The sequence below is a fragment of the Candidatus Saccharibacteria bacterium genome, assembly GCA_016700015.1.
Lineage (GTDB): Bacteria > Patescibacteriota > Saccharimonadia > Saccharimonadales > Saccharimonadaceae > Saccharimonas.
The window spans coordinates 382,318-407,213 of the sequence record CP064995.1; the positions used below are offsets into that span (position 1 = coordinate 382,318).

The 24,896-nt window shown below is 48.5% G+C and carries 42 protein-coding genes; 38 read left to right on the forward strand and 4 right to left on the reverse strand.

What is annotated here, in order from left to right; translation table 11 throughout:
• Nucleotides 1–82: 82 nt before the first annotated feature.
• The 38 genes from rplC to IPM09_02250 all read left to right on the forward strand — a co-directional run bounded on the left by rplC (nucleotide 83) and on the right by IPM09_02250 (nucleotide 20,496).
• A complete protein-coding gene (gene rplC / locus IPM09_02065; protein QQS22308.1) occupies nucleotides 83–697 on the forward strand; it encodes a 50S ribosomal protein L3 in 615 nt (204 codons plus the stop codon).
• Nucleotides 697–1,317 carry a 50S ribosomal protein L4 gene (gene rplD / locus IPM09_02070; GenBank protein ID QQS22309.1) on the forward strand — a complete coding sequence of 207 codons (621 nt, stop codon included), beginning with the start codon at nucleotides 697–699 and terminating at the stop codon, nucleotides 1,315–1,317. Before rplC ends, rplD begins: the two co-directional genes overlap by 1 nt.
• Nucleotides 1,317–1,493: a hypothetical protein gene (locus tag IPM09_02075; GenBank protein QQS22310.1), complete on the forward strand. Its 177-nt coding sequence runs from the start codon at nucleotides 1,317–1,319 to the stop codon at nucleotides 1,491–1,493. Before rplD ends, IPM09_02075 begins: the two co-directional genes overlap by 1 nt.
• Complete coding sequence (locus IPM09_02080) at nucleotides 1,493–1,810, forward strand: 50S ribosomal protein L23 (protein ID QQS22311.1); 318 nt, start codon at nucleotides 1,493–1,495, stop codon at nucleotides 1,808–1,810. Before IPM09_02075 ends, IPM09_02080 begins: the two co-directional genes overlap by 1 nt.
• Nucleotides 1,810–2,076 carry a hypothetical protein gene (locus IPM09_02085; GenBank protein QQS22312.1) on the forward strand — a complete coding sequence of 89 codons (267 nt, stop codon included), beginning with the start codon at nucleotides 1,810–1,812 and terminating at the stop codon, nucleotides 2,074–2,076. Before IPM09_02080 ends, IPM09_02085 begins: the two co-directional genes overlap by 1 nt.
• Nucleotides 2,076–2,915 (forward strand): 50S ribosomal protein L2, encoded by an 840-nt coding sequence (rplB, locus tag IPM09_02090; protein QQS22313.1) that lies wholly within the window; start codon nucleotides 2,076–2,078, stop codon nucleotides 2,913–2,915. The genes IPM09_02085 and rplB overlap by 1 nt, the downstream gene beginning before the upstream one ends.
• Nucleotides 2,916–2,921: 6 nt before the next feature.
• Nucleotides 2,922–3,173, forward strand: a complete 252-nt coding sequence (locus tag IPM09_02095; protein ID QQS22314.1) for a hypothetical protein — start codon at nucleotides 2,922–2,924, stop codon at nucleotides 3,171–3,173.
• Nucleotides 3,173–3,436 carry a 30S ribosomal protein S19 gene (rpsS, locus tag IPM09_02100; protein QQS22315.1) on the forward strand — a complete coding sequence of 88 codons (264 nt, stop codon included), beginning with the start codon at nucleotides 3,173–3,175 and terminating at the stop codon, nucleotides 3,434–3,436. Before IPM09_02095 ends, rpsS begins: the two co-directional genes overlap by 1 nt.
• 1 nt (nucleotide 3,437) lies before the next feature.
• Nucleotides 3,438–3,863: a 50S ribosomal protein L22 gene (rplV, locus tag IPM09_02105; GenBank protein QQS22316.1), complete on the forward strand. Its 426-nt coding sequence runs from the start codon at nucleotides 3,438–3,440 to the stop codon at nucleotides 3,861–3,863.
• The gene (gene rpsC / locus IPM09_02110) at nucleotides 3,863–4,501 is read left to right on the forward strand and encodes a 30S ribosomal protein S3 (GenBank protein QQS22317.1); all 639 of its coding nucleotides are present in this window, start codon (nucleotides 3,863–3,865) and stop codon (nucleotides 4,499–4,501) included. The genes rplV and rpsC overlap by 1 nt, the downstream gene beginning before the upstream one ends.
• Nucleotides 4,501–4,914, forward strand: a complete 414-nt coding sequence (rplP, locus tag IPM09_02115; protein QQS22318.1) for a 50S ribosomal protein L16 — start codon at nucleotides 4,501–4,503, stop codon at nucleotides 4,912–4,914. The genes rpsC and rplP overlap by 1 nt, the downstream gene beginning before the upstream one ends.
• A gap of 1 nt (nucleotide 4,915) precedes the next feature.
• A complete protein-coding gene (rpmC, locus tag IPM09_02120) occupies nucleotides 4,916–5,155 on the forward strand; it encodes a 50S ribosomal protein L29 (GenBank protein ID QQS22319.1) in 240 nt (79 codons plus the stop codon).
• Nucleotide 5,156: 1 nt separating this feature from the next.
• Entirely contained in the window at nucleotides 5,157–5,462 is a 306-nt protein-coding gene (gene rpsQ, locus IPM09_02125) for a 30S ribosomal protein S17 (GenBank protein ID QQS22320.1), read from the forward strand.
• Entirely contained in the window at nucleotides 5,462–5,830 is a 369-nt protein-coding gene (gene rplN, locus IPM09_02130; GenBank protein ID QQS22321.1) for a 50S ribosomal protein L14, read from the forward strand. Before rpsQ ends, rplN begins: the two co-directional genes overlap by 1 nt.
• 1 nt (nucleotide 5,831) lies before the next feature.
• On the forward strand, nucleotides 5,832–6,152 hold the full coding sequence (gene rplX, locus IPM09_02135; protein QQS22322.1) for a 50S ribosomal protein L24: 321 nt from the start codon (nucleotides 5,832–5,834) through the stop codon (nucleotides 6,150–6,152).
• A 106-nt stretch (nucleotides 6,153–6,258) separates the two neighbouring features.
• Entirely contained in the window at nucleotides 6,259–6,843 is a 585-nt protein-coding gene (gene rplE / locus IPM09_02140) for a 50S ribosomal protein L5 (protein QQS22323.1), read from the forward strand.
• 115 nt (nucleotides 6,844–6,958) lie between these two features.
• Entirely contained in the window at nucleotides 6,959–7,228 is a 270-nt protein-coding gene (gene rpsN, locus IPM09_02145; protein QQS22324.1) for a 30S ribosomal protein S14, read from the forward strand.
• Between the two features lie 17 nt (nucleotides 7,229–7,245).
• On the forward strand, nucleotides 7,246–7,647 hold the full coding sequence (rpsH, locus tag IPM09_02150; GenBank protein ID QQS22325.1) for a 30S ribosomal protein S8: 402 nt from the start codon (nucleotides 7,246–7,248) through the stop codon (nucleotides 7,645–7,647).
• A 1-nt stretch (nucleotide 7,648) separates the two neighbouring features.
• Nucleotides 7,649–7,951 (forward strand): hypothetical protein, encoded by a 303-nt coding sequence (locus IPM09_02155; protein QQS22326.1) that lies wholly within the window; start codon nucleotides 7,649–7,651, stop codon nucleotides 7,949–7,951.
• A gap of 31 nt (nucleotides 7,952–7,982) precedes the next feature.
• Nucleotides 7,983–8,519 carry a 50S ribosomal protein L6 gene (gene rplF / locus IPM09_02160; protein QQS22461.1) on the forward strand — a complete coding sequence of 179 codons (537 nt, stop codon included), beginning with the start codon at nucleotides 7,983–7,985 and terminating at the stop codon, nucleotides 8,517–8,519.
• The gene (locus IPM09_02165; GenBank protein ID QQS22327.1) at nucleotides 8,519–8,875 is read left to right on the forward strand and encodes a 50S ribosomal protein L18; all 357 of its coding nucleotides are present in this window, start codon (nucleotides 8,519–8,521) and stop codon (nucleotides 8,873–8,875) included. Before rplF ends, IPM09_02165 begins: the two co-directional genes overlap by 1 nt.
• Before the next feature lies 1 nt (nucleotide 8,876).
• Nucleotides 8,877–9,569: a 30S ribosomal protein S5 gene (gene rpsE / locus IPM09_02170; protein QQS22328.1), complete on the forward strand. Its 693-nt coding sequence runs from the start codon at nucleotides 8,877–8,879 to the stop codon at nucleotides 9,567–9,569.
• Complete coding sequence (gene rplO / locus IPM09_02175) at nucleotides 9,569–10,045, forward strand: 50S ribosomal protein L15 (protein QQS22329.1); 477 nt, start codon at nucleotides 9,569–9,571, stop codon at nucleotides 10,043–10,045. Before rpsE ends, rplO begins: the two co-directional genes overlap by 1 nt.
• A 91-nt stretch (nucleotides 10,046–10,136) precedes the next feature.
• Nucleotides 10,137–10,424 (forward strand): hypothetical protein, encoded by a 288-nt coding sequence (locus IPM09_02180; protein QQS22330.1) that lies wholly within the window; start codon nucleotides 10,137–10,139, stop codon nucleotides 10,422–10,424.
• A 130-nt stretch (nucleotides 10,425–10,554) separates the two neighbouring features.
• Nucleotides 10,555–11,964 (forward strand): preprotein translocase subunit SecY, encoded by a 1,410-nt coding sequence (gene secY / locus IPM09_02185; protein ID QQS22331.1) that lies wholly within the window; start codon nucleotides 10,555–10,557, stop codon nucleotides 11,962–11,964.
• Between the two features lie 162 nt (nucleotides 11,965–12,126).
• Nucleotides 12,127–12,351 (forward strand): translation initiation factor IF-1, encoded by a 225-nt coding sequence (gene infA, locus IPM09_02190; protein QQS22332.1) that lies wholly within the window; start codon nucleotides 12,127–12,129, stop codon nucleotides 12,349–12,351.
• Nucleotides 12,352–12,424: 73 nt separating this feature from the next.
• Nucleotides 12,425–12,541: a 50S ribosomal protein L36 gene (gene rpmJ, locus IPM09_02195; GenBank protein QQS22462.1), complete on the forward strand. Its 117-nt coding sequence runs from the start codon at nucleotides 12,425–12,427 to the stop codon at nucleotides 12,539–12,541.
• A 2-nt stretch (nucleotides 12,542–12,543) separates the two neighbouring features.
• A complete protein-coding gene (rpsM, locus tag IPM09_02200; GenBank protein QQS22333.1) occupies nucleotides 12,544–12,930 on the forward strand; it encodes a 30S ribosomal protein S13 in 387 nt (128 codons plus the stop codon).
• 15 nt (nucleotides 12,931–12,945) lie between these two features.
• Nucleotides 12,946–13,350: a 30S ribosomal protein S11 gene (gene rpsK / locus IPM09_02205; GenBank protein QQS22334.1), complete on the forward strand. Its 405-nt coding sequence runs from the start codon at nucleotides 12,946–12,948 to the stop codon at nucleotides 13,348–13,350.
• A gap of 1 nt (nucleotide 13,351) precedes the next feature.
• Nucleotides 13,352–13,969 (forward strand): 30S ribosomal protein S4, encoded by a 618-nt coding sequence (gene rpsD, locus IPM09_02210; GenBank protein QQS22335.1) that lies wholly within the window; start codon nucleotides 13,352–13,354, stop codon nucleotides 13,967–13,969.
• 21 nt (nucleotides 13,970–13,990) lie between these two features.
• Entirely contained in the window at nucleotides 13,991–14,914 is a 924-nt protein-coding gene (locus IPM09_02215) for a DNA-directed RNA polymerase subunit alpha (protein QQS22336.1), read from the forward strand.
• 3 nt (nucleotides 14,915–14,917) lie between these two features.
• Nucleotides 14,918–15,343: a 50S ribosomal protein L17 gene (gene rplQ / locus IPM09_02220; GenBank protein QQS22337.1), complete on the forward strand. Its 426-nt coding sequence runs from the start codon at nucleotides 14,918–14,920 to the stop codon at nucleotides 15,341–15,343.
• A complete protein-coding gene (rplM, locus tag IPM09_02225; protein QQS22338.1) occupies nucleotides 15,343–15,783 on the forward strand; it encodes a 50S ribosomal protein L13 in 441 nt (146 codons plus the stop codon). Before rplQ ends, rplM begins: the two co-directional genes overlap by 1 nt.
• Nucleotide 15,784: 1 nt before the next feature.
• Nucleotides 15,785–16,186: a 30S ribosomal protein S9 gene (gene rpsI, locus IPM09_02230; GenBank protein ID QQS22339.1), complete on the forward strand. Its 402-nt coding sequence runs from the start codon at nucleotides 15,785–15,787 to the stop codon at nucleotides 16,184–16,186.
• A gap of 80 nt (nucleotides 16,187–16,266) precedes the next feature.
• Nucleotides 16,267–17,340 carry a RelA/SpoT domain-containing protein gene (locus IPM09_02235; GenBank protein QQS22340.1) on the forward strand — a complete coding sequence of 358 codons (1,074 nt, stop codon included), beginning with the start codon at nucleotides 16,267–16,269 and terminating at the stop codon, nucleotides 17,338–17,340.
• A 240-nt stretch (nucleotides 17,341–17,580) separates the two neighbouring features.
• On the forward strand, nucleotides 17,581–18,963 hold the full coding sequence (locus IPM09_02240) for a hypothetical protein (GenBank protein ID QQS22341.1): 1,383 nt from the start codon (nucleotides 17,581–17,583) through the stop codon (nucleotides 18,961–18,963).
• Complete coding sequence (locus IPM09_02245; protein QQS22342.1) at nucleotides 18,956–19,738, forward strand: hypothetical protein; 783 nt, start codon at nucleotides 18,956–18,958, stop codon at nucleotides 19,736–19,738. The genes IPM09_02240 and IPM09_02245 overlap by 8 nt, the downstream gene beginning before the upstream one ends.
• A gap of 53 nt (nucleotides 19,739–19,791) precedes the next feature.
• Nucleotides 19,792–20,496, forward strand: a complete 705-nt coding sequence (locus IPM09_02250) for a succinylglutamate desuccinylase/aspartoacylase family protein (protein QQS22343.1) — start codon at nucleotides 19,792–19,794, stop codon at nucleotides 20,494–20,496.
• Here the strand turns inward: IPM09_02250 and IPM09_02255 are convergent.
• Genes IPM09_02255 through IPM09_02270 form a run of 4 tightly spaced genes read right to left on the reverse strand, consistent with a single transcriptional unit; the run spans nucleotide 20,493 to nucleotide 24,861 of the window.
• A complete protein-coding gene (locus tag IPM09_02255; GenBank protein QQS22344.1) occupies nucleotides 20,493–21,440 on the reverse strand; it encodes a nucleoside hydrolase in 948 nt (315 codons plus the stop codon). The genes IPM09_02250 and IPM09_02255 overlap by 4 nt on opposite strands.
• 1 nt (nucleotide 21,441) lies before the next feature.
• A complete protein-coding gene (locus IPM09_02260; protein QQS22345.1) occupies nucleotides 21,442–22,167 on the reverse strand; it encodes a hypothetical protein in 726 nt (241 codons plus the stop codon).
• Between the two features lie 2 nt (nucleotides 22,168–22,169).
• Nucleotides 22,170–23,687 (reverse strand): hypothetical protein, encoded by a 1,518-nt coding sequence (locus tag IPM09_02265; protein ID QQS22346.1) that lies wholly within the window; start codon nucleotides 23,685–23,687, stop codon nucleotides 22,170–22,172.
• Complete coding sequence (locus tag IPM09_02270; GenBank protein ID QQS22347.1) at nucleotides 23,674–24,861, reverse strand: histidine decarboxylase; 1,188 nt, start codon at nucleotides 24,859–24,861, stop codon at nucleotides 23,674–23,676. The genes IPM09_02265 and IPM09_02270 overlap by 14 nt, the downstream gene beginning before the upstream one ends.
• Nucleotides 24,862–24,896 lie beyond the last annotated feature (35 nt).

Genomic DNA, 24,896 nt, shown 5'->3' on the forward strand with positions numbered 1-24,896 from the left:
TCTCGGTGAATTGGCAAGTCTTATACGAGGGATACTGCCAGCCACTGGGGATTTTAAATGGGAAAATGGGAGCAAAAGGGCTATGAAAGCACTTCTCGGTACCAAAATTGGTATGACCCAGATCATCGGCGAAGATGGTGTTACTATTCCTGTAACACTTATTCAAGCCGGCCCTTGTACTGTGACTCAGGTGAAGTCTGTCGAAACCGACGGCTACAACGCAGTGCAAGTGGCATATGGTCAGGGTAAGAACCTGAGCAAGGCCGTGGCTGGTCATGTAAAACCAGCCGGTGTAACACCCGAAGAAATTCGGGAATTTCGTGTTGACGACCTAGGTGAAATCAAGGTCGGAGACGCATGGGATATTAGCGAGTTCGCACTCGGCGATAGCGTCGATGCAACCGGTATCAGCAAAGGTAAAGGCTGGGCCGGCACCATCAAGCGTCACAACTTCAAACGACACCGCAAAACACACGGTGGTAAAGGTAACACGCGCAAGGTTGGTAGCATCGGTAGCATGTACCCACAAAAAATCTTTAAAGCTAAACGAATGGCAGGCCAAATGGGCGGCGACCAAGTAACGGTGAAAAACCTACAGGTTGCCTACATCTCTGTCGCCGACAACCTAGTCGGTGTCAAAGGTGCTGTGCCAGGCCCCAAAAAGGGCTTAATCGTACTAAACGGAGGTACTAAGTAATGGCTACTGCAGAACAAAAGCCAGCAAAAGTCACCTTGCCAAAAAGCGTCTTTGCAGTTGACGTGCCCAGTCACGAGCTGTTAAAGCTCGCGTACGACGCATTCCTCGCAAACAGTCGCAAGGCAAGTGCTACTACCAAGACTCGCGGTGAAGTGAGTGGTGGTGGTAAAAAACCATGGAAGCAAAAGGGCACTGGCCGCGCACGCTTCGGCAGCAGCCGCAACCCAATTTGGCGCCATGGTGGTGTCGTGTTTGGGCCAAGCGGCAACGAAAACTACAAACTCAAGCTATCGAAAACAAGCAAGCTCGTGGCGGTGCGTCAAGCACTAACTCTTGCCAATCAGGCCAAGAAGATCACTGTCACCGATGTGAAGACTACCGGCAAAACTGCCGAAGTAGCCGCCTTTATCGCTGCACAGAAGTTCGACGCAGATGCCAAGGTGCTTCTTGTTGTCGACGAAAAGACTCCAGCCCTGATGCGCGCGACGAACAACCTGCAAAATGTGCTGTTAGTCCGCGCAACCTACCTGAGTGTTTATTACGTACTCAATGCCGATCAAATTGTCATGACCCCAGCTGCCGTAAAAGCCGTCGAAGCATGGTTGGGAGGTAACAAATAATGTTTGACCGATTAAAAACCACAGATTTTCAGCGCATACTTAAGGGTAGGCGCGATAATCAACTAGAACAGGCCGCTCAGGCTGCAGAAGCTGATGCAACACTCCTTCCCGAAGTAGCAGCCATGCTTGCTGCTGCATTGCGTAATGACAAAACTCCATCTGGAGGTAACAACTAATGAAAACTATTCTCGTAACCCCTAGGGCTACCGAAAAAGCCTATCGCCTTGTTACCGCACAGAACACCTATGTGTTCAATGTGCCGACAAGCGCCAATAAACAACAAATCGTCGACGCTGTGCAGGCACAGTACGACGGCGTGAAAGTCGCTAGCGTCAAAACTGTGCTGCAGAGCGGCAAATCCGTCCGCTTCAGCCGCGGCAAACGCCGCTACCCAGGTACCATCACTCGCCAAGACACAAAGAAGGCCTATGTCACACTGAGTGAAGGCAAGATCAAGGTGTTCGAGCAAGATGCAGAGAAGGAGAAGAAATAATGCGTAGTCCAGAAATTGGCACATTTAACTCTAAACCTGAAATCGAACAAGAGCCAGTATCAAAGATATCGATGTCTCGAGAAGATATTGCTGCATATGTAAGGACAGCATATGCTAAAGATTTGGATAACGTTGATATTATCGAGACAATTTACCTAGAGTTAGAAGAAAGGCTAGACGTAGCATCCTTTGCTGTAGCACAAGATGTGATATTCAATCTAATGGTTTACTGTGCAGGCAATAAACGTTTCGAGGAGATTGTCTAATGGCCATCCAAAGCTACAACCCAACTACTCCTGCCCGTCGCGGCATGACAAGCCAAGACACGAGCGACATCACCACGCGTAAGCCGCTGAAGAGCCTTGTCAAAAGCAAGAAAATGGTTGCCGGTCGCAACAACACCGGTCGCATCACTGTCCGCCATCGTGGCGGTGGGGTGCGCAGGCATTACCGATTGCTCAATCATCGTTTGTCGAGTGGGCTCACGCTAACTGTCGAGCAAATCGAGTACGACCCTAACCGTAGTGCTCGCATCGCTCGCGCTAAAGATCAGCATGGCCTGTACCACTACATCTTGGCTGATACCAACATGCAGCAGGGTACCGTGATTAAGACCGGTGCTGAAGCGCCAGTTGAAACCAGTAACCGCATGCCACTCAGTAATATACCGGTTGGCGCGCAGATTTATGCGATCGAAATCAACCCAGGCAAGGGTGCTCAAATGGTACGTGCAGCTGGTGCAAAAGCACAGCTCATGGCCAAAGAAGGCGACTACGCCATGGTACGTATGCCAAGTGGCGAGGTCCGCAAATTCCGCCTAGAATGCGAAGCAACACTTGGTGTTGTTGGCAACGTGCAGCACCAGAACATCAAAGTTGGTAGCGCCGGGCGCAAACGCCGCAAGGGTATCCGCCCAACCGTTCGTGGTGTCGTACAAAACGCCGCAGATCACCCACACGGTGGTGGTGACGGTGGTCGCCACGGTACCGGTAAAGCACCTCGTACTCCATGGGGTCAGCTCACACTTGGTTATCGTACCCGTACCCGCAAATCAACCGACAAGATGATTGTCCGCAGTCGTCACGAAGCTAAGAGGAAGAAGTAGGGTATTATGTCAGCTGATATATTACGTTTTACAGATCCAGCTTTGCTTCCAGGAAAAGTTCCATTCACCGACAATATGAAAGCCGCATATGATGACCTCAAGGGTGATAAAGCTTACCGATCACATCCCGATCTTGTAGCTAGGTCTCTTCAGCGACTTGGTGCAGCTACCTATGGCGCAATCGAAGCAGGAAGAGATGCAATGGCTGCCGAACGACGCGCATTCGGTTTAGAAAATGATAATAAGGAGAGTAACTAATGAGTCGATCACTCAAAAAAGGCCCATTCGTCGACGCGAAGCTTGCCCGTAAAGTGGCGGCTCTGAAAGTTGGCGACCGCACGGTTACCAAGACCTGGGCCCGCAGCAGTACAATCACACCAGACATGGTAGGGTTTACGTTTGCGGTACACAACGGTCGCGTGCATGTACCAGTACTAGTGAGCGAGAACATGGTAGGCCACAAGCTCGGTGAGTTTAGCCCTACCCGCAAGTTCCGCAAGCATGGCGGTAAGGAGAAGTAGTATGGCAGAAGTAACTCTACAAAAAGTACGCGCCCATATAAAAGGCGTCGACCAGACTCCCCGCAAGGTGAGCTTGATCGCGAGCCTGGTGCGTGGCCGTAGTGTCGCAGACGCTATGGTTATCCTTGAGCACACGCCAAAGCGTGCTGCACTGGTTGTCAAAAAGGCGATTGCGAGCGCTGCTGCCAATGCCACCAACAACCACAATCTTGACAGTAAAACACTGCAGATCGCTACGCTGAGCGTGACTGCTGGCCCACGCATGAAGCGTTTCAAGCCTGCAAGCCGCGGCCGTGCGCTGCCATTCCAGAAGCGCAGTAGCCATATACTAGTAGAAGTAAGCGGTACCGAAAAGGTGCGCAAGAAGTCTGCTGAAAAGACGGCAGAAGCTGCTGAATTGCCAGCTAAGAAAGAGGAGAAGAACTAATGGGACAAAAAGTTAACCCAATTAGCTTCCGTCTACAAGTCCACAAGAACTGGACATCGCGCTGGTTCGCAAGCAAAAAAGATTTTGCCAGGTGGCTTGCAGAGGATATTCGCGTTCGCGAGCTAATTGAAAAGAAGTTTGAAAGTCGTCCGACTATCAACAAAATCGAGATTGAGCGCAGCGCCAACCTCATTACTGTTACCATCCACACTGCTAAAGCCGGTGTAGTGATTGGTCGTGGCGGTGCCGGTGTTGCAGAGCTGAAGAAAGATATCGAAAAGCTAGCGAGTCTACCTGTGCGTATTAATATTGAAGAAGTAAAACGACCAGAACTCGCCGCCAAGCTTGTAGCTGAAAATATCGCTCGTCAGCTGGAGCGCCGCGCTAACTTCCGCCGTGCTATTAAAATGGCCGCACAAAGCACAATGAACGCCGGTGCTAAGGGTATTCGTATCCAGGTAGCTGGGCGACTCAACAATGCCGAAATGGCTCGCCGCGAAAAAGTGATCGAAGGTTCAGTGCCGTTGCATACGCTGCGCGCTGATATTGACTTCCATACTGCTCGCGCAAACTGCCCAGGTGTTGGAATTGTCGGTGTGAAGGTATGGATTTATAAGGGCGAAAGGAGCACACGCTAATGCTGCTACCAAAAAAAGTTGCCCATCGTAAAGTCCGTATCGGCAAAAACGAAGGCGTCGCTACTCGCGGTCACTACGTTGCCTTTGGCGACTATGGCCTACAAAGCCTCGAAAACGAACGCATTACTAGCCGCCAGATCGAATCAAGCCGTCAGGCGATGACCCGCTACATTAAGCGCGGTGGTAAAATCTGGATCCGCATTTTCCCACATACTCCTGTGACCAAAAAACCACTTGGGCTCAAAATGGGCGGCGGCAAGGGCCAGCCAGAATACTATGTTGCCAAGGTAAAGGCCGGCACCGTGCTATTTGAAATGAAAGGTGTCACCGAAGATATCGCTCGCGAAGCGATGCGTCTCGCCGGACACAAACTTCCAGTGAGAACCCGATTTGTAAAGAGGGAGGAGGCATAAGATGGCTGAAGTAAAGAAAACAGCGAAAAAGCCTGCTGCAAAGAAGGCAGTCGAAGTAAAATCAGCTGCCGACATGCAGAAACTCCTCACCGAAAAGCAGAAAGATTTGATGGAAAGCCGTCGCTCACACGCAAGTGGCGAGCTGGTAAACCCACGAGTGCTCAGCACTCTACGTAAAGAAATTGCGCGCCTTCACACAGCTATCCGAGCCGATGAACGACGCGAAAAGGAGAGTAAATAATATGGCCAAGACATTGACCGGTATTGTGACCTCAGACGTCGCAGACAAAACCATCACCGTCACCGTTACTAGCCGTGAGACTCATCCTATCTATGGCAAGCAGTACACTGTTAGTCGTAAATATGTTGCTCACGACGAGAAAAATACTGCTGGCAAGGGCGACAAAGTGACGATTGTTGAGACACGTCCGATTAGTAAACGCAAAGCATTTGAACTCCAGGAAATCCTAGAGAGGTCTAAGGGATCAATCCAAGTGAAAAATGACACCGAAGAAGTTCTTCCTGAAGCCGAGGAGGACAAAGCATAATGATCCAGCAAGAAACCAGGTTAAAAGTCTGCGACAACAGTGGTGCCAAGGAAGTTCTGTGCATCAAAGTTCTCGGTGGCTCTAGGCGGCGCTATGCTCGGGTTGGTGATATCATCACCGTGAGCGTCAAAGACGCTAGTCCTACAGGGAACGTAAAGAAAAAAGCCGTGGTAAAAGCCGTGGTAGTACGAACTCGTGACCAGATTCGCCGTAAAGACGGCAGCACAATCTGTTTTGACGACAATGCCGTTGTGATTATAAATGACGACAAAACGCCAAAAGCTACTCGTGTGTTTGGCCCTGTGCCACGCGAACTGCGCGATATGGGCTATGCCAAAATCATCAGCCTTGCGCCGGAGGTACTCTAATATGGCTCAGCGTATTCGCAAAGATGATTTCGTAAAAATTACCAGTGGTACCGACAAAGGCACAACTGGCAAAGTGCTCGCTGTATTCCCAAGCAAAAACACCGCGCTTGTCGACGGTGTCGGCAAGGGTACACGGCACGTTAAGCCAAATCAGCTCAACCCACGCGGTGGCAAGAAAGACATTCATGTCGGCATTGCTCTGCACAAACTGGCACTTGTCACCGATGAAAAATCGGGCAAAACCAGCCGAATTGGCTACAAAGTAACCGATGGCGTAAAGGCTCGTGTAGCCCGCCAGCAGAAAAATAAGGAGATTAAATAATGCGATTTTTCGAAAAGAGCAGCCAGTCCCGAGCGATTTACTCGCTCGCACTGCGCGATGAGAAAAACGCTTGCGTTTGTCTCATGATAGTTAAGGAGATTAAATAATGGCAGAATCCAAAAAAGCCGCCGTTTACACTCCTCGCTTGAAAGCCTTGTACAAGAATCAGTACGTCAAGGAACTACAGGCCGAATTGAAGCTCGACAATGTACATGAAGTACCGAGTCTTGAGAAGATTGTGGTAAGCGTAGGAACCGGTAAAAGCAAAGACGACAAGCGCATGCTTGAAGCAGTCAAGAATACCCTGACAAAAGTAACTGGCCAGGCGCCTGTTGAGCGACTTGCCAAAAAATCAATTGCAAGTTTCAAAATCCGCGCCGGCATGGGTGCCCCTGTGGGAATCAATGTAACACTGCGCGGCGCTCGGATGTACGAGTTCCTTGATCGTTTTGTTAACATTGCGCTGCCACGCGTACGCGACTTCCATGGTGTCGGCGTAAAGTTCGACCGCGGCGGCAACTACAACCTTGGCATTACCGACCAGAGCATTTTCCCAGAGCTGACATTTGAAGAAACACAGATTGTTCACGGAATGCAGGTGACATTTACCATCAACAATGGTGACAAAGTAAAGAGCCGTGCATTGCTAGAAAAATTCGGTCTACCTTTTGAAAAAGAAGGGGGCAGGTAATATGAAGACTGTATTTGAAAAGAGCAGCCAGCCCCGAGCGATTTACTCGCTCGCACTGCGCGATGAGAAAAACGCTTGCGTTTGTCTCATAACTGATAAAGAAGGAGGACGCTAAATGGCCAAGAAATCTATGATTGCTCGCGACAAAAAGCGTCAGAAGCTAATTGCCAAGTTTGCCGCGAAACGCGCTGAACTAAAAGAGCTTGGCGACCTTGACGGTTTGCAAAAGCTGCCAAAGAACAGCAGCCCAACCCGCTGGAAAAATCGCGATGTACTAAGCGGCCGCCCACGTGGCTACATGCGCAGGTTTGGCCTGAGCCGCATCAACTTCCGCGAAAAAGCAGTCAAGGGTGAAATCCCCGGTATAACCAAGAGTAGCTGGTAAGGAAAGGAGTAAAAGAAATGAGTTTACAATCTACTGACCCAATCGCTGACCTCCTGACCCGCATTCGCAATGCAGCTATGGTTGGCAAAACTGAAGTACGCGTCCCAACAAGCAAGCTCAAGCAAGTTGTTGCTGAGCAGCTAGTAAAGAACAATTACCTGGCAGATGCCAAGGTAGAAGATGGCAAGCCACGCGGTACATTGGTTGTCACCATCAACAAACCTGGCGAAAACTGTAACATTACCGAAATTGCACGTGTCAGCAAGCCTGGCCGCCGTGTATACGCTAGCGCAGCCGAAATCCCCAAAGTGAAATCTGGCCGCGGTATCGTACTGGTGAGCACCAGCAAAGGTGTTATGACTGGTGGCGAAGCCGTCCGCAACAAGCTGGGCGGAGAAGTGCTATTAAAGGTTTACTAGTATGGCAAATAAGGAAGCTACGGCCCAACTAACGGGTGATCAGCACATAGATGACACCCACCTCGAGTATCAGGACGATACCGCAAGAGCGAATGAGCTAGCTATAGAACTTGGTAGAATAGCAAACGAACTTGGTGAGATTTTTGGTATGCTTAGTAATCCTGCGCGTGTAACCCGCGATGCTGCCCATGCAGTGGATAGACAACTTGCGACTAATCGTCAGGCTGTGCTCAATAGGCAGCATAGCGCAACAATAGCCCCCGAGCCTCGTCTCGATGTGAGAAAACGACCAACAATCCGTTAGTAAAAATGATTAAGAAAGGAAAGATATGAGTCTGAGTCGAATCGGAAAACTACCAATCGCGATTCCGTCCGGTGTGACAATCACGGTTGATTCGGGCGATGTAACTGTCGAAGGCCCCAAGGGCAAACTAATACAGTTTATCACTCCCGCTGCCGCCGTAGCAGTAGAAGACGGCCAAGTAAAAGTAAGTCCCAAGGACGAAAGCCAAGAAGCACGTGCTCAGCACGGGCTTATGCGCGCGCTGATCAACAACATGGTGATTGGTGTTACCAAAGGCTACGAGAAGCGCCTAGAAGTAAAGGGCGTGGGCTTTAGGGTATCGAGCAGCAACAACGAGCTAACTATGAGCCTCGGGTTTAGCCACGAAGTGAAATTTAAGGCACCCGAAGGTGTAAATGTCAGCAATGACAAAATGGTGATTGTTGTTAGTGGTATCGACAAGCAAAAAGTCGGCCAAGTGGCGGCTGAAATCCGCGCACTGAAAAAGCCAGAGCCATACAAGGGCAAAGGTATCATGTACGTCGACGAACAAGTGCTCCGCAAAGCAGGAAAGGCTGGTAAGAAGTAATGAGTAATTCACTTGCAAAGAAACTCCTTGGGCGCAGCCTGCGTAAAGCACGTGTGCGCAGCAAGGTTAGCGGCAGCGCTGAGCGACCACGCCTGAGTGTTACCCTCAGTAACACACATGTTTCAGCACAGATTATCGATGACGTGAAACAACACACGCTCGCAAGTGCAACGACCGTCGGTACGAAAGCTACTGGCACTATGACCGAAAAGTCTGCACTTGTAGGCGCAGAAATCGCCAAAAAGGCTAAGAAAGTTAAAGTAACCGCAGTGGTATTTGATCGCAATGGCCGCCAGTACGCTGGCCGACTAAAAGCGCTTGCAGACGCCGCTCGCAAGGAAGGATTGGAGTTCTAGTATGGCCGAAAACGCCCCAGAACAAACCACACCTCGCGCCGACGCGCCTAGGGGACGTCAGCAAGGTCGAGGTGGTCGTCGCGATGACCGACGCAATGCTGCCCCAGAGGCACCAAAAGAATTTGAAGAAGTAGTGATAAACATCGACCGCGTGGCCCGTGTAGTAAGTGGTGGACGCCGCTTTCGCTTTAAAGCCCTCGTCGTGGTGGGTAATCGCAAAAACAAAGTCGGTGTTGGTGTTTCAAAAGGCGCCGATGTACAGGCAGCAATAGCAAAAGCAACCGATGTTGCAAAAAAGCACTTGGTTACAGTGCCCGTGGCAAATGAGACCATCCCCCACGAAACTGAAGTAAAGCTCAGTGGTGCACGCGTATTGCTAAAGCCTGCTGCCCCCGGTACTGGTATTATTGCCGGTGGCGTGGTACGCGCAGTTGTTGGTACTACTGGCATCCGTAATCTTGTCAGCAAGAGCCTGGGCAGCACGAACAAAGTCAACATCGCGTATGCAACTGTCGAAGCACTTGGCGGGCTTGTACCGCGTGAGAAGTGGCTGGGTGCCGAGAAGAAAACTGAAAAAGCTGCTAAACCTGCCGCCAAAGTCGAGAAAGTTGAAGCAGCAGTAACTGCACCAGCAAAAGCTACTGCCAAAAAGCCTGTTGCTAAAAAAGCGCCTGCGAAAAAGGAGACAAAGTAATGAAGTACAATGAGCTCCAAGTTGGCGCCAACCGTACCCGCAAGCGCGTTGGTCGCGGTATTTCAGCCGGTGGCGGTAAAACTGCTGGGCGTGGTACTAAGGGCCAGAACGCCCGTACTGGTAAGAAACTTCACAGCATGTTCCAGGGCGGCCAAAACGGGATTGTAAGTGCAGTACCAAAGAGTCGTGGCTTTAAAAGTAAGCGTGTTGCCGCACAGGTAGTCTACCTTGACCGTCTGAACGATCTTAAGGGTAGTGTCGACAACTTCAAACTCTACGAAGCTGGCCTCATCGCGACGCCATTCCACACCGTCAAGGTGATTGCACGTGGTGAGTTATCAGCAAAGCTGACCCTGAAAACTCAGGGCGCAAGCAAAAGTGTCGTGGAAGCTATCGTCAAAGCAGGTGGTTCGTTTGAAAAAGTCGCTACGCCAGTGCAAAAGTCTACGAAAGAAGCTGAAGCCAGCGACAAATAGTACCGTGTTGCAAGTAATGAAATAGCATCGTTGATACGGTGCTATTTTTGTGATATAGTATCACAATCCAGCTCCAGAAAAGGAGAGCACATTGGGAAGCTACCCGACTGATGCTAACCCGACGGTTGCACAGTGGCTTGACTACAACCAGCCGATGTTTAAATGGCTTAGGTCCGGACACGTCACGCCACCGCCCGCGAGCGGTTATGTATCCCTGGTTGATGTTGACGACCACGCTCGCAAGGCGGGCATGGGCACACAGGAGTACTTTGATGAGCTTGTCGCATATGTCGGAGATCTTGGCAAAGTGCGCCTTAAGCTTAGTCATTCGTACATGGATGAAGCATTCCATGTGATTCTCGTTGAAAAAGCCGGGTAGCTGACAGTCTCCCCGCATCCTTATGGTCGAGACACCCCGTCTCCCGCAAGGGTGGCGGGGTGTTTTCATAAGACCTGTGCTATAATTAGTAAGATTTTAGATTCAACTAAACAGGGAAGATTTGACTACTATGAATTGGCGTACCGTTTTTCGCTCACTTAAAAACCGCGATATGCAAAAACGACTGGGGATTGTACTCGGACTAATTGTTGCTTTTCGCTTTTTGGCGCATATACCCGTGCCACTGGCTGAGCCGACACAGCTCAAAGATATCATCGATAAGGTAGTGGGTAGTAGTGACTTTGGTGGCTTTTTGAACCTCATGAGCGGTGGGGCGCTCAGCCAGATGTCTATTGTGCTAGTGGGCATGAGCCCATTTATTACCGCCAGTATCATCACCCAGCTACTCACCAAAGCAATTCCCAAGCTAGAAGAACTCCACAAAGATGGTGAATCCGGCCGACGCAAAATTAACCAATGGACACGCATCATCAGCGTGCCGCTCGCGATTATACAGTCGATTGCCTTCATATATATACTGCGTCAAGGTGTGTTAAGCGGCGGAACAGCAAGCGCCGTCAGCTCGAGCCCTATCGAATGGGTAGTCGCAGTGGCAGCCATGACTGCCGGGTCGGTATTACTTATGTGGCTGGGCGAACTGATTACCGAGCAAGGCATTGGAAATGGTATTTCACTGGTCATTTTCGCCGGCATTGTGAGCCAGTTACCGAATACATTTAGTACTATTATCACGTCACTTTTTGATACGACTGCCGGGCAACTAAGCGTGTTCGGCTGGTTCAACCTGCCCGTTAACCCAACAAGTTTCTGGGTAGTCCTGGGGATTGCGGCGCTTGGCCTAGCTGTGCTGTATCTGCTCGTAAAAATCAATGAAGCCCAGCGCATCATTACCGTGAACTACGCCAAGCGCGTGAGCGGCAATAGTGCCTATGGCGGCGTAAAGAGTATTTTGCCAGTCAAGCTGATTGCTGCCGGCGTGATCCCCGTCATATTTGCGGTAGCATTTCTTAGCCTACCGGCATTTGTTGGCCAGGTGATCAAAGCAACGGGTAATAGCGCTAACCTTACACTGGCAGATAACCTTATCAAGTGGTTCCAGGCCCCCACAGCCAGTAGTTTCGTCAATGGTGACTGGGGAATTGCTATTTACCCAGTCGCCTACTTCTTGCTTGTGATTCTGTTTACCTATTTTTATACTGGTATTGTGTTCAATAGCAACGAGATTGCCGAAAACTTGCAAAAACAAGGTGGCTTCATAGAGGGCGTACGGCCAGGACTACAGACCGAGAAGTATTTGGGCCAGACTGTCAATCGGCTGATATTGTTCGGATCATTCGCGCTTGGCTTTATTGCTGTAATGCCGTTTATTGTCGACTACGTGTTCGCTCAGCTGGGTATAAATGCCGCGAACATATCGATAGGTGGCACTGGGCTGCTGATTGTGGTGACGGTCGGCCTCGAGACGCTGCGTCAGGTCAATTCACGCGCACTGATGGTGACATACGACGACTACAAATAGCCTCCTCTACACCCGATAGTCGGTATTCAACAATGGTTGACGAGGCTATGATTTCAGGTACAATGAGTACATATTCGTGAATACGCAGCGGAAAACCGCTAATCTCTTTTAAATGTGTTTACATTTGCCTCCGTGTAGTCTATAATAAAACGCTGTATATCTATGGCGAGCACTAAGGAAGTTATTAAACTGAAAGGTAAGGTGGTGGAAGCACTGCCTAATACTCAGTTTAAGGTGGAATTAGAGAATGGCCTAAGTATCATCGCTCATATCAGCGGCAAGATGCGCAAGCATTACATCCGTCTGGTGCCAGGCGATAACGTGGAAGTCGAGTTGACCCCTTACGATCTCACGAAGGGCAGAATCGTTTTCCGCGCAAGAGATTAATAACGTAGAAGTTGAAACGATATCATTCAATTTCTCACTAATGCAGGTTTTTCCTGAAGGAGTTTGTACGCTCATGAAAGTTCGTGCGAGTGTCAAAAAGATCAGCCCAGATGACCAGCTGGTCCGCCGTAAAGGGCGTCTCCGTGTCATCAACAAGAAAAAACCTAAGAACAAGCAAAGGCAGGGTTAAGCATGGCTCGAATTTCTGGGGTAGTCATACCCGCAGAGAAGCAGGTGCGGGTGGCGCTGACGTATATTTACGGCATCGGCCCCAAGCACTCTTCGACCATCCTTGCGGCGGCAAAAGTTGAGCCGACCACTCGGGTGAAAGATCTCACCGAGGCTGAAGAACAACGCATTCGCGACGTTATCGACAAAGATTTCGTCACCGAAGGCGATCTCCAACGCCTGGTGCAAAACAATATCAAACGCCTCAAGGACATTGGTGCCTATCGTGGCCTACGGCATAAATCTGGGCTTCCAACGCGCGGCCAGCGAACTCGTACGAATGCACGAACTCGCAAGGGTAAAGCAGTCGCAGTCGGTGGAGCACAGCCTAAAGCAGCAAGTAAGACCTAGGAGAAAGGACTAGATATGGCAGAAGCAATAACTGGCAAACCAGCCAGTAATAAGAAGAAACAGCGCCGATCAGTCCCGACTGGTCAGCTACACATCCAAGCAACATTTAACAATACTATCGTGACTTTCGCTGATGGCAAAGGCAACGCGCTTGCAACTAGTAGTGCCGGTGCCTGCGGTTTCCGCGGCAGCAAAAAAGGTACTGCCTATGCAGCACAAGTCGCTGCCGAGAAAGCAGCCGAAGCTACGAAGAGCGGCTATGGTATTGGTGCAGTTGATGTATTTGTGAAGGGTGTCGGACTTGGACGAGATGCAGCTATTCGTGCACTCGGCAACTTCGACATTACTGTCAATAGCATTAAAGACGTGACAGGCGTACCGCATGGTGGTGTCCGCCCACGTAAGGCAAGGAGGGCATAATATGGCACGTGATACGAGTCCTATTGTCAAACAGAGCCGCCGCGAAGGCGTCGCTCTCCACCCTAAAGCACACAAAATCATGGCCCGCAAGAGTGGCATTCCCGGCCAGCATGCCGGTGGCCGCCAGGGGAAAGCAAGCATGTATGCTACTCAGCTACGTGAAAAGCAAAAAGTACGCCGTATGTATGGACTGCTTGAAAAGCAATTTGCCAAACTAATGGATGAGGCATCGCGCAAGCAAGGTCTTGCGGGCCAGAACCTTCTACAGTTTCTCGAGCTTCGCCTCGATAATGCCGTATACCGTGCAGGCTTTGCTACCAGTCGACGTGGCGCAAGGCAGCTTGTGAGCCACGGGCACTTCACACTCAATGGTCGGCGTGTTGACATTCCGTCAATCCGCGTAAAGGCCGGTGATGTGATCGCCGTTCGTCCAAAAAGCGTAAAATCTGGTTATTTCACCCAGATCAACGACGTATATGCCAATACCAGCCAAGTACCACTAAGCTGGATCAAGGGTGACGTCAAAAAACTTGTTATCGAAATAACCGGTTTGCCAAAGCGCGAAGAAGCTGAAGCAGACATTAATGATCAGCTAATTGTTGAGTACTACTCACGCTAAAAGGGTAAGGAGATATACCAAATGTCTAAAGTAATACACAATCCGGCACTTGCAAAGGTTGTCGATAACAGTACCAATTCTACGACGTTCGTTATCGAACCACTCCACGCCGGCTATGGCAACACACTTGGCAATAGCCTGAGGCGAGTACTGCTTAGTAGTATTCGTGGTGGATCAGTTGTCGCCTTCCGTATCGAAGGAGCAACTCATGAATTCACAACTGTCCCAGGGGTTAAAGAGGATGTTGTTGACATCATGCTCAACCTGAAGGGTGTCAATGTTGTTGTTCATGGTGACGAACCAGTAGAACTACGCCTAGAGAAAAAAGGTGCCGGCGAGATTACGGCTGCCGATATTAAAACCACTGCCGACGTGGAGGTTATTAACCCAGAGCAAGTTATTTGCACTGTCGATGACCCGAAGAAATCGCTCGTTATCGATCTTGTGGTCGAAGCAGGCCGCGGCTACCAGGATATCGAGACTTCGAGCAAAAACCGTCTTCATAGCGATATGATTGCGCTTGATGCAATGTTTAGCCCAGTTTCTCGCGTAAGGTTCAAGGTTGATCCAACTCGTGTTGGCCAAGAGACAAACCTCGACCGACTCGAACTGACCGTTGAAACAGACGGCTCTGTTTCCCCACGCGATGCCTTTGAAGAAGCAAATGCTATTTTGGTTAACCAGTATACTGCTCTTGCCGGCACAACAACTGTTGAGTCCGCACCTGCCCTTGGTACCGAAAATGAAGAAGACATAAGCGAACTCAACACACCAATTGAAGAGCTGAATCTCAGCGCTCGTACTGCAAACGCGCTCATTAACAATGATATCCGCACGGTCCATGACCTTGTAACTCTTAGCGAGCAAGACCTCCGCGAACTAAAAGGCTTTGGAAGCAAGGCTCTCGACGAAGTGAAGGACAAGCTAGCGGAGTTGGAGCTATAGCCTATGCATCGACACGGATATAAAGGACGCAAGTTTGGTCGCGAACGCGATCAGCGACGAGCACTAGTAAAGGGCTTGGCGACTAGTTTTGTCATGGAAGAGCGCATTGAAACGACGCTTCCAAAAGCCAAAGAGCTCGTTCGTTATATTGAAAAACTCATCACCAAAGCGAAGCGTGGCGACCTCGCTGGCAGGCGCCAAGTGATTGCTGGCCTCGACACACAAGTTGCCGCTTTCAAACTGGTTGATGCAATTGCACCACAGCTTGCCGGCCGTACGAGTGGACATGTGCGTGTTGCTCGCACGCGGCTACGTGTTGGCGACGGCGCTCAGATGGCGAGTGTGGAATTTGTCGACGATTTAAAACCAGCCGTAAAGGTTGAAAAACCTGCCGCCAAAAAACCGGCAACAAAAAAGGAGGCTAAGTAATGGCGGTCTCTAAAACTTACGTACATAAACCAGCTGATGTTACGCGGCGCTGGATTTTGATTGACGCCAAAGATGCGCCACTTGGCCGCGTTGCCACCCAAATCGCAAAGTACTTGATTGGTAAATACAAGCCAACCTACACACCACATGTTGATGCGGGTGACTATGTAGTAGTGATCAATGCTGCTGAGGTGCCTGTCACAGGCGCTAAAGAAACCGACAAGATCTACTACCGCCACTCAGGCTTTCCAGGCGGCATTAAAGATGCGCAACTTAAGGATGTTCGCGAACGATTCCCAGAACGAATTATCGAAAAAGCTGTACGTGGCATGTTGCCAAAGAACAAGCTTTCTCCGGAGCGCATGGCCCGCCTGAAGGTGTTTGCTGGTAGTGATCATGCTCACACTGCACAAAAACCAGAGAAAGTTGAGATAAAGTAATATGGCGACAACCAAAAATTACGACTACGGCCTCGGACGGCGCAAGAGCGCCACAGCACGCGCACGTTTGGTAAAAGGCAAGGGCGCCGTCACGATTAATGACAAGCCCGCCGCCGACTACCTAGGGCAAAACAAAACTCTTCTTGCTGAGATCACCGACCCGCTGGCAATAGTTGGCAAACAGCAAGAATTTGATGTGACTGTACGTGTAAGCGGTGGTGGCCTGTCAGGTCAAGTCGACGCTATTAAAATGGCAATCGCCAAAGCTATCACGGTTGGTCATAGTGACCTCCGTAGCACGCTCAAAAAGGCCGAGTTCCTGCGCCGCGATCCACGCGAAAAAGAACGCAAGAAGTACGGCCTACGCAGCGCCCGAAAGCGCGAGCAATACTCAAAGCGCTAACACAAATCATACTGTGCCGCACAATGAATCTCCGATCGACTCGCGAGATTCATTGTTTTGCGGAGTGTTATAATACCACTATGGCATTCCCACCAGTCCCCGACTACTCAAAAACCACCGCGAACAGAGCAGGTCGCGCCTTAGCAAGCGGAAAGCTTACCGGCAAAGACTATAGAGACGCTGCCGAGATAGTCAATGCGTGGAGGATATGTCACGCATATCCGCTTAATACGTTCAACGCAACACTTCGCAAGAAGACGACGAAATATAGAGGTGCAATCGTAGCGCAACGACTCAAACGACTCCCTACAATCATTGATAAGCTTCAGCGGCAACCCAACATGGACTTAACTCGCATGCAGGACATCGGCGGCGTGCGAGCAATTGTTAATAATCTGAACGAGCTCGCAGAGTTACGACATGATTATGAAGAAAAGGGCCGCTTTTCTCATGAGCTATTTGACGTAGACGACTATATCGGGAGCCCAAAACAGGATGGCTACCGAGGAGTCCACCTGATATACAAATACAATAACTCTCTGGCGCGCAATAGTAAGGGCAACCCATCACAGTACAAGGGGCTTTTTATTGAGGTACAACTTCGGACTTTATTGCAGCATGAGTGGGCGACTGCGGTCGAGGCAGTGAGCGTAATGCTCGGCCAGCACCTCAAGACGCAACGCGGAAATCGCTCGTGGCTGGAGTTTTTTGAATATATGTCCTCTATCTTTGCGATTATTGAGAAGTCGCCAGTTCTTAATAAGCACAAAAACCTTACTACTCAACAGATTACAGACCAAGCGGCACAAGCAATCAGCGACCTCCACGTGATTGATGCGCTGGGTGGGTGGAAGCGTGCAGCACAGTTGATCGACACACACCATGTTGACAAACACTACAACCTCATTGTACTTAACACGAAGGATAAAACTGTCCGGGTGAGACCGTATACCCGCAATAACCTGGTGGCTGCGTCCAAAGAGTACTCGCGCCTTGAGGAAGAAGCGCTGATTAACCCCGACCTCGACATTGTGCTCGTGGCAGCGGGTGGTATAAAAGAGCTAAAAAAAGCGTATCCAAACTATTTTCTCGATATTGAAAACTTTATCGAAAAAGTCAAAGACGTTGTCAAAGTTTCAAGGCGTGAGGTATAATACCATCAATGACCAGCTCAGATTTTCTCAAGAAGTTAAAGAAAGCCTACACGCTTAACAAAAAAGCGAGTTAGTTGACCGAGACTCGGTGCCGAGTCGCCCCACGCGTAGATGATTGCATGCCAAGGTTAGTTGACATGTGTTTAGTGTGTGCAGACGATTATTCGATATGCGGTAATGCCTATGCTTGCATTTGTATGCCGGCCTATACGACAATGGTAGCAAACGAATAGGAGAGGTATGTCAGAAACGGGCCATTTCAAGGACGCTGGGCTGGATCGCTTGGCTAGAGACGGGAATAATGTTGCTCAATTTGCGAGTTACGATGAAACTGGGAACCCCCGCTACAGTCGTGTTGTAGGGCTTTCCCCAAACTATCAATTTAGCTCACTGGAAGAGGCAGTTGACTACCTGCTCGCCAACACCACTGAGCACTCGCTCAATGTTCGTAGCTTTGCTCCCAATGATGCCAAGAGCAAACCTTTTGATTACGAACTAAAAACTAGTGAAGCGGTACTTGCCAGTCTACGCGCACGCCAAGCCGAGGGGCTCCACACAATTATCAATGAAACTGTCAGTATTCATGACGGCGGGGTGTCGGGTGTCGTTCATGGCGATGTTGTTGAGTTTGCGCCCCACGACACGCCACGCTGCGTCGAGAAGCCAGGAACCGTCGTGCTGAGCCGCAAAATGGGCCGAAGTGTCATTTACCTTGTCTATGGCATTGTGCCGAAGTTTCCCAGTAGCCCGGAAATCCGACAAGAATTTAGTATTCATCCCCTACGCCATGGATTTCGTAATGAGCATACAATCGTATGGGAAACTGAACATCTAGATGCCTATCCGGAGCGTGCAGACACACAATGGCCTAATCGATTTAGTGATATGCTAGGCGATAAAACATTTGGATTGATAGTGGCGAATCAAATTGGCTTACGAGTACCCCGCACGACAGTATTCAATCGCACCGTGGCACCATTTACGTTCGGCGATCCGACCGGCAGCCCCGAGCCCTGGATCCGCACAGCCCCCAACCACCAAACTCCAGGTAAATACACGACTGAAAGGGGATGGCTTGACCCATTCATGCTAATGCAGCGCGAAGATCCGACTGGTAAAAATATTGCCTCGATTTTGCGCCAAGATGGTGTCGATGCCAAATTTAGCGGCGCTTGTGCTATGGGCTCAGATGGTGAGCTGATTATTGAAGGCAAGCAGGGTTTTGGTGATAGATTTATGGTTGGTGAAGATAAAATGAACGATATACCGCCAGAAGTGCAAATGGCAATCGAGGACACCTACTATCAAGCCCAGCGCTCGCTAGGCCCCGTGCGTTTTGAATGGGTGTACGACGGTAAGCGCACATGGGTCGTGCAACTTCACCGCGGCGTAAGTGTTTCAAGCGGAACTACTATTTACCCTGAGGTTAGTGGTAGTACAGTTCGCTATATCGGCTATGATACGAGTCGGGGGCTAGAGAGCCTACGCGAAATGATTGGTAGCTCCGAGCCCGGGACAGGCATAATGCTGATCGGTGACGTCGGTATTACCAGCCACTTCGGCGACGTGCTACGAAAGGCACGCATACCGTCGAAATTATTACGTAAGGTAACTGATGCCTAACCACATTGATACTGTACTGCGCTCAACACTGGCAGAATGCACCGTTTCATGGTCAGAAGCCAAAACCAGCCCGCTTGACGCCTACGTGGACTTTCAGTGTCGACTTGGAAGCCTGGCGACGCGGTATGAAGACTATATTAGTACCGCGATTACAAGTGGTGGGTACCGACGTGATTCTACGCTCAAGTATCGTGAAGTTGTTGCAAAAAACACCGACTACGCGCTGATGATTGCCGATGAGTTCCATCGTAGAGGGCTTACTGATGCTGAGCTTACGCTTGATGCTGTTGCTCTAGGCAAAGTCGCCGGCTGGAAACAAAGCGATTTTTTGACATTCTTTTTAACCGCAATGGCGCGTCCCGTCGTACCTGGCCTTAGCTCACCAGAGTATCGCCACTTACTCGACATATATAATCACCCGCAGACCTACGACAAAGCAACCTTTGACGATGAGTCACTTAGGAATGATGTACGCCTACCACACTACCAGGCATTCGCTACAGAATATTGGCAGCGCACAAAAGTACTCGATGTTGCACCAATCGATAGATCAATCCGCGTAGCTGACTGGAACCAGTCGCTAGGCAGTCAAGCAGAAGAGCATTTTGCGCGACTTATCGGCATTCGCGTCGCCACGCCACAAATTATTACGTCGAGCTGTGATTTTAGCTTGCTAGACTTACCTCATGATCTTTCTACGAGTGTAAAAGAGTTACGGGAACTCGGCGCCCATATCATTGCTCCGCCCGAAGCTTCAAAACTGGTATTAACATAAATTTTCATTACTATAATTTATCCAGGGTGCCCATAAGGTGCTACACTATCTTTATGAAAATACTCATATTGGCCGCTACACATGGCAATGAACTCTTAGGACCCAAGCTTATTGAATACATGTTACGTAAACACCCGAGTCTCTTTGAGTATATTGAGTTTATCGTTGCAAACCCTCGCGCGCTTGCAAAACGTATTAGGTATACCGAATCAGACTTGAACCGTAGTTATGGGCTAGGAACTGATACTTATGAGCAGCGACGTGCAAATGACATCGAGGCGCATATCAAAGCCACGCAACCAGATATTGTTCTTGATATGCACACAACCGCCTGCGTACAGCCGCCGATTATGATCGTAGGTAACATAACCAATGCTACTGTTCGAGCATACTTAAGAAACTGTCACATCTCTACCGTATTACAAGTAAAGCCGCTACACGATATCGCGACTATTACACCAAGCATTGTTGCGTACGAGATTATGAACCGTGATGTAACGACCAATGTTTTAGAGCAAATTTGCGAAGATTTAAATAAATTTTTGAATAACAAAGTCGAAAAAAAAGTCATTAATCTTTACCGTATGTCCGATAAAATTTATAAACGAGACATTACTGCAGCGCAGGCAAAAACATTTAAAAATTTCGAGATGAATGAATTGGGATTTATCCCAATTATGACAGGGAATAATTCATACAAAAAACAAACCGATTACCTAGGATTTAAATCAGCCGAACCGATCGATCTGGTTCTCTAACATCTAATTTCTGGATAAAGATCTGCGGTATTTTTTAGGGCAGAAAGAAGCGCCCATTCAAATCGCTCACGGTGGATCGACGTAACCACAGTAATATTTGGGTGACGCTCGCTATATTTTCGTCGATCTGCTACTGACATCCCAAATGTATGCTCACCCTTTGTCTCGATAACTATGTCCATCTTCACCGTCTTAAATGCTTTTTGATCCAAAAAATAAAAAGCGGCCAATGCATCATAAACAAGTGCGGCTTTCACTTTCTCATGCTTTGAAATGCCAGCGATAAAATGTCGCATCATTTTATGTAGGTTAGCATATAGTGCTTTGCCCTTGAGTGAATCAAAAAGATCAAGCTGGATTTTAATTACGTTACATGGATCAAGAGGAACTAATACCTTTGGACAATCGCTTCGTATTACAATATCTGCCGCCTCCGGGTCAACAAAAAAATTAAATTCAGCCACTCGATTTTTATTGCCAGGTGATTCAATCGCGCCACCCATAATAACTAGCTCTTTTATATTATTTTCAATACCTGGGTTTGATTTTAGTAGTTGAGCAACATTTGTTAATGGGCCGATAGTTAAGATACTAACCTCACCTGGATAGAGATTTAGATAGTGCTTCATTATAGACACTGCATCCTTGGACAGTGTATAGATAGTATTACTAACGTCTAAACCATCAATCCCGCTATCGCCATGAACTTCAGCGGTGACTAACTTACGCCTAAGCGGCTTATCGGCACCCGAATGAATCGATATTTTTGAACCAACGAGGTCAAGTACTGCCTGCGCATTACGTGTTACCTTTTCGATCGTAGCGTTACCAGCAACTGTTGTGATAGTTAATATATCAAATTGATTTGAACAGATCAGCAAGAGCATGGCAAGGGCATCGTCGTGGCCGGCATCAGTATCAATAATAATTTTTTGCTTTCCCATGCTACTCCTTTTCCTTCAGTATATCAGCAAATAATTCTTCTACTGTATCGGCATAAAAATATTCTTTTTGCGATCTACCGTGCGCACCAATCAAGCACCCAAGTGCGCCTCTTTGCACCGCAGGCTCAATATCTACAGAGGGTTTATCACCAATAACAAGGGTTTTGTTAAGTGGTATCTTCATTTTTTTTGTAATAATTTCGAATATTCTTCCATCTCGCGTGGCCTTCGGCGGGTGGGCATCGCTTTCATATCCAATCAACATGGCAAAATCATCTATTTTATAGTTTGACGCAAGTAATATTCGTCCACTTAACGATGTTGGGCTGCTTGTGAGCGCTACAGTCTTAATATGTTTTTTCGCTAGCGCTCTTATAAGGTCTGAAACATGATGTTGATCGCTAAAATATCCTTTAGGATCCAGCTGCGTCATATGCTGATGAAGAATTGTGAAATTTGGAATCAACGGTTTCTGGCGGGGTAGGTATATGCTGATGTCGCCGGTAAATAGTGCTTGCTCAGCCCCAACCCCATGCTGACGGAACTGATTTGCAACCTTTTCAGCTTTCGGTATTGAAATGTGAAAGTACTCTGCAATTGCTCGTTCGACTGCAAGCCCATATTGTTTATAGAAGTCTTTTCCAGTTGCACGAACAAGTGTGTCATCAACATCGCATATGATGAGCTCTACGTCTTTAAAAGCATTGGAATGATATTGGTGCCCCACGCTTATCCGCCCGCAACATTGTTTGTTGCCGTCACATACTCTTTCATCTTTGCAGTGGCCGCTCCTGTATGGATAATCTCTAGGGCCTCACGTGTAGCCGCTCGTAGATAATCAGCATTCACACGCCGCGTATCTGCATGTAGGGCATCGACACGATCTAGATATTTTCTTGTAAATATACCAAGACCGGCGGTCATAGCTAAATACATTGCTTTCGCCTCATCCCTGCCAGCAAGTGCATCTCGATTCGCGGCAAGGATAGCATCGACTTCATTTGGAACCATAAGACCATGCATTGTCATCACCGACAGTTGCCCTTCGGTAAAAAAGTCTGTCGGCCTTATCTCAAAAGTTCCTGCAAGTTCGCCGCCTCGCATAAACGCTGCCACTGTCGCATAGGGTGGTGGAGCAACCTCATCGATCGCCACACTTTCACGTGCTTCAGGAGAATGGTAGTACGATTTTGGATCAAACATGTCAGGGTGAGCAACCTCTCGATCCGTTCCAAAGAATGCCACACTATTATCGTACGTTTGAAATTTGCGTTTTGAGAGTATCTCAAGCGCCGAGATCACAGTGGCGGGATGGATTTTCTCGTTTACGCCGATGAAGCCATTAGCAACTGTCTCAGGCGTTAGTGTATATGCGAGAGGACCAATGATATGGTTGATGGTTTCACCTTTAAGTCGATGTGAAAGTGTATGAAGCGTTCTCGTGTTGTGGCAACTCGACATCATTAGTCCCACTTCATCCAGAAGTTTTTGAAATGCTTCGGGATTATGAAAATCCGAGCGTGCACCAAGCGCCTCGACAGCAGACTGACCTGCTACTTTTGAGGTGTTTGGGTATGAGTGATGTTTGTGCGTTGCTCCATCGACTGCCAAGATTGCAGAAGACAATGTTGATAAACTAAAAAGTTTGGAGGTTTTACCAGTACGGCCATATCCTTTATCGCCACCCATACCGCCGAGAGCAATAACAGGTCGTTGGCTCTCTGTTCGTACAACCGTGTCTAAATCAACTGTTGCGGCAACAACTCCAGCTATTTCTTCGGGAAGAAGACCGACGTACCCTTCTTTGGAAGACATGCCACTTAAAAGACTCGTTGCTTGCATGAGCTGCGTCTCACGTACATCTGACCGCCGAGTGGTACTAGAGGGAATCCAAAGCGGATATGCCGGTACTGGCGCATATTCTAATATTGATGAACGCACTGCTCTATTGAGCGACATGACGACAAAGGCAATGAGGCTATATGCTTCTTCGAAAGTAAGCTCGCCGCCATGCTTTAATTTTGCATCAATCCCATAGAATCCTGCCTCATAAAGCGGCGCAAGTTCATAGCTTTTTACTGCTTTTACTCGCTTGTCGAGACGTGAAAAGTAATCAGCACTTTGTGCAAGCTTATTAAGTGAGCTTGAGCAATCGATTTCCTCTTTATACCCCAGACCGTCAGTAATTTCTTGCTGGTAAGGGTAACCACTTAGATGAATCGTCGGGATGTTTCTATTTGCTTTCATTGCTAGTTTTCCTTTCATTAGTTCTTTTGTGCCGAATAGTATTTTGCGAATGTTTGATATCTTGGATGAATGAGTTGAGTTGTTCTTTTGTTACGCCCGGCATACAAATCACGTGGCTAACACCTCCGTAGGTAGCCAGTTGCCATTTATGAATAATCTCCTTAGGCGGCTGCTTTATCACTACAGTAAATGCAGCTTCATTTTTCCACGCTGGCCAGCCGATACAACGGAGTTCGGTATGTAAATAACGTGCTAATTCCATCGAATTGATCGCTCGTTTGCGCAGGCCATCGGTTCCAAGTTTTTTAATGGTGTACCAAAGCATGATTGGAGTATGGCCATTTCGTGATCCGGAAATTGTCGAATCTGGCGTGCCGGTATACAGTGCGCTACGAACCACCTTGTCGCGATAACTTTTACGCGTAATCACCACTCCGCTCGGCATCGGGCATCCGATAAATTTGTGTCCGCTGATACTGATCGCATCTGCACCGTCAGCAAAATCAAACGGATGATGGGGAATTGCAAAGGCTGTATAGACGCCTGCCAGCGCTGCATCACAGTGCACAAATGATGCATCATCAAAGCCGAGGTCATCGAGGATGTGCTGAATAATGTACACATTGTCCTTTGCCTCGGACATTGTCGTTCCAATCGTCGCGACGACAATCACCTGAGTAGCGCCGGATTTTATTATATTTTTCTTGAGACTGCTATAGTCCATCTCGCCCGACTCTTCAGATGCGACCGCAATTCCTTGCATGCCGAGTATACCGATATTCTTCGGTATACTATAGTGAGCGCTATTACTATAAAATACCGGCGCTTCAGGATATAGTTCGCGGGCAACATAAAGCGAATACAAATTTCCTTCGGTACCACCATTTGTAACATAACCCCATCGATCAGATTTGGGAGCATGAAACAAATCAGCAAAAAAATCGACAACTTCACGTTCTAGTCGTTTGGAATGATTTGCATGGAGCGGACTCACATACGGATCGCCAACATTATTGAGTAAATATTGGAAGAACGGTAGTAGCTCAGAATAATCGAAATCGACCGAACCCGGAAATCCTATAAAATATGGATAATCCTTGCGGATCTCCGCCATAAATGCTGTCAAAGTATGGTGATCGGCACGGTTCAATTGGCTTTCTTTTCGCTTAATCACATAATACCTCTCTTATCACAATATCCCCATCGGTT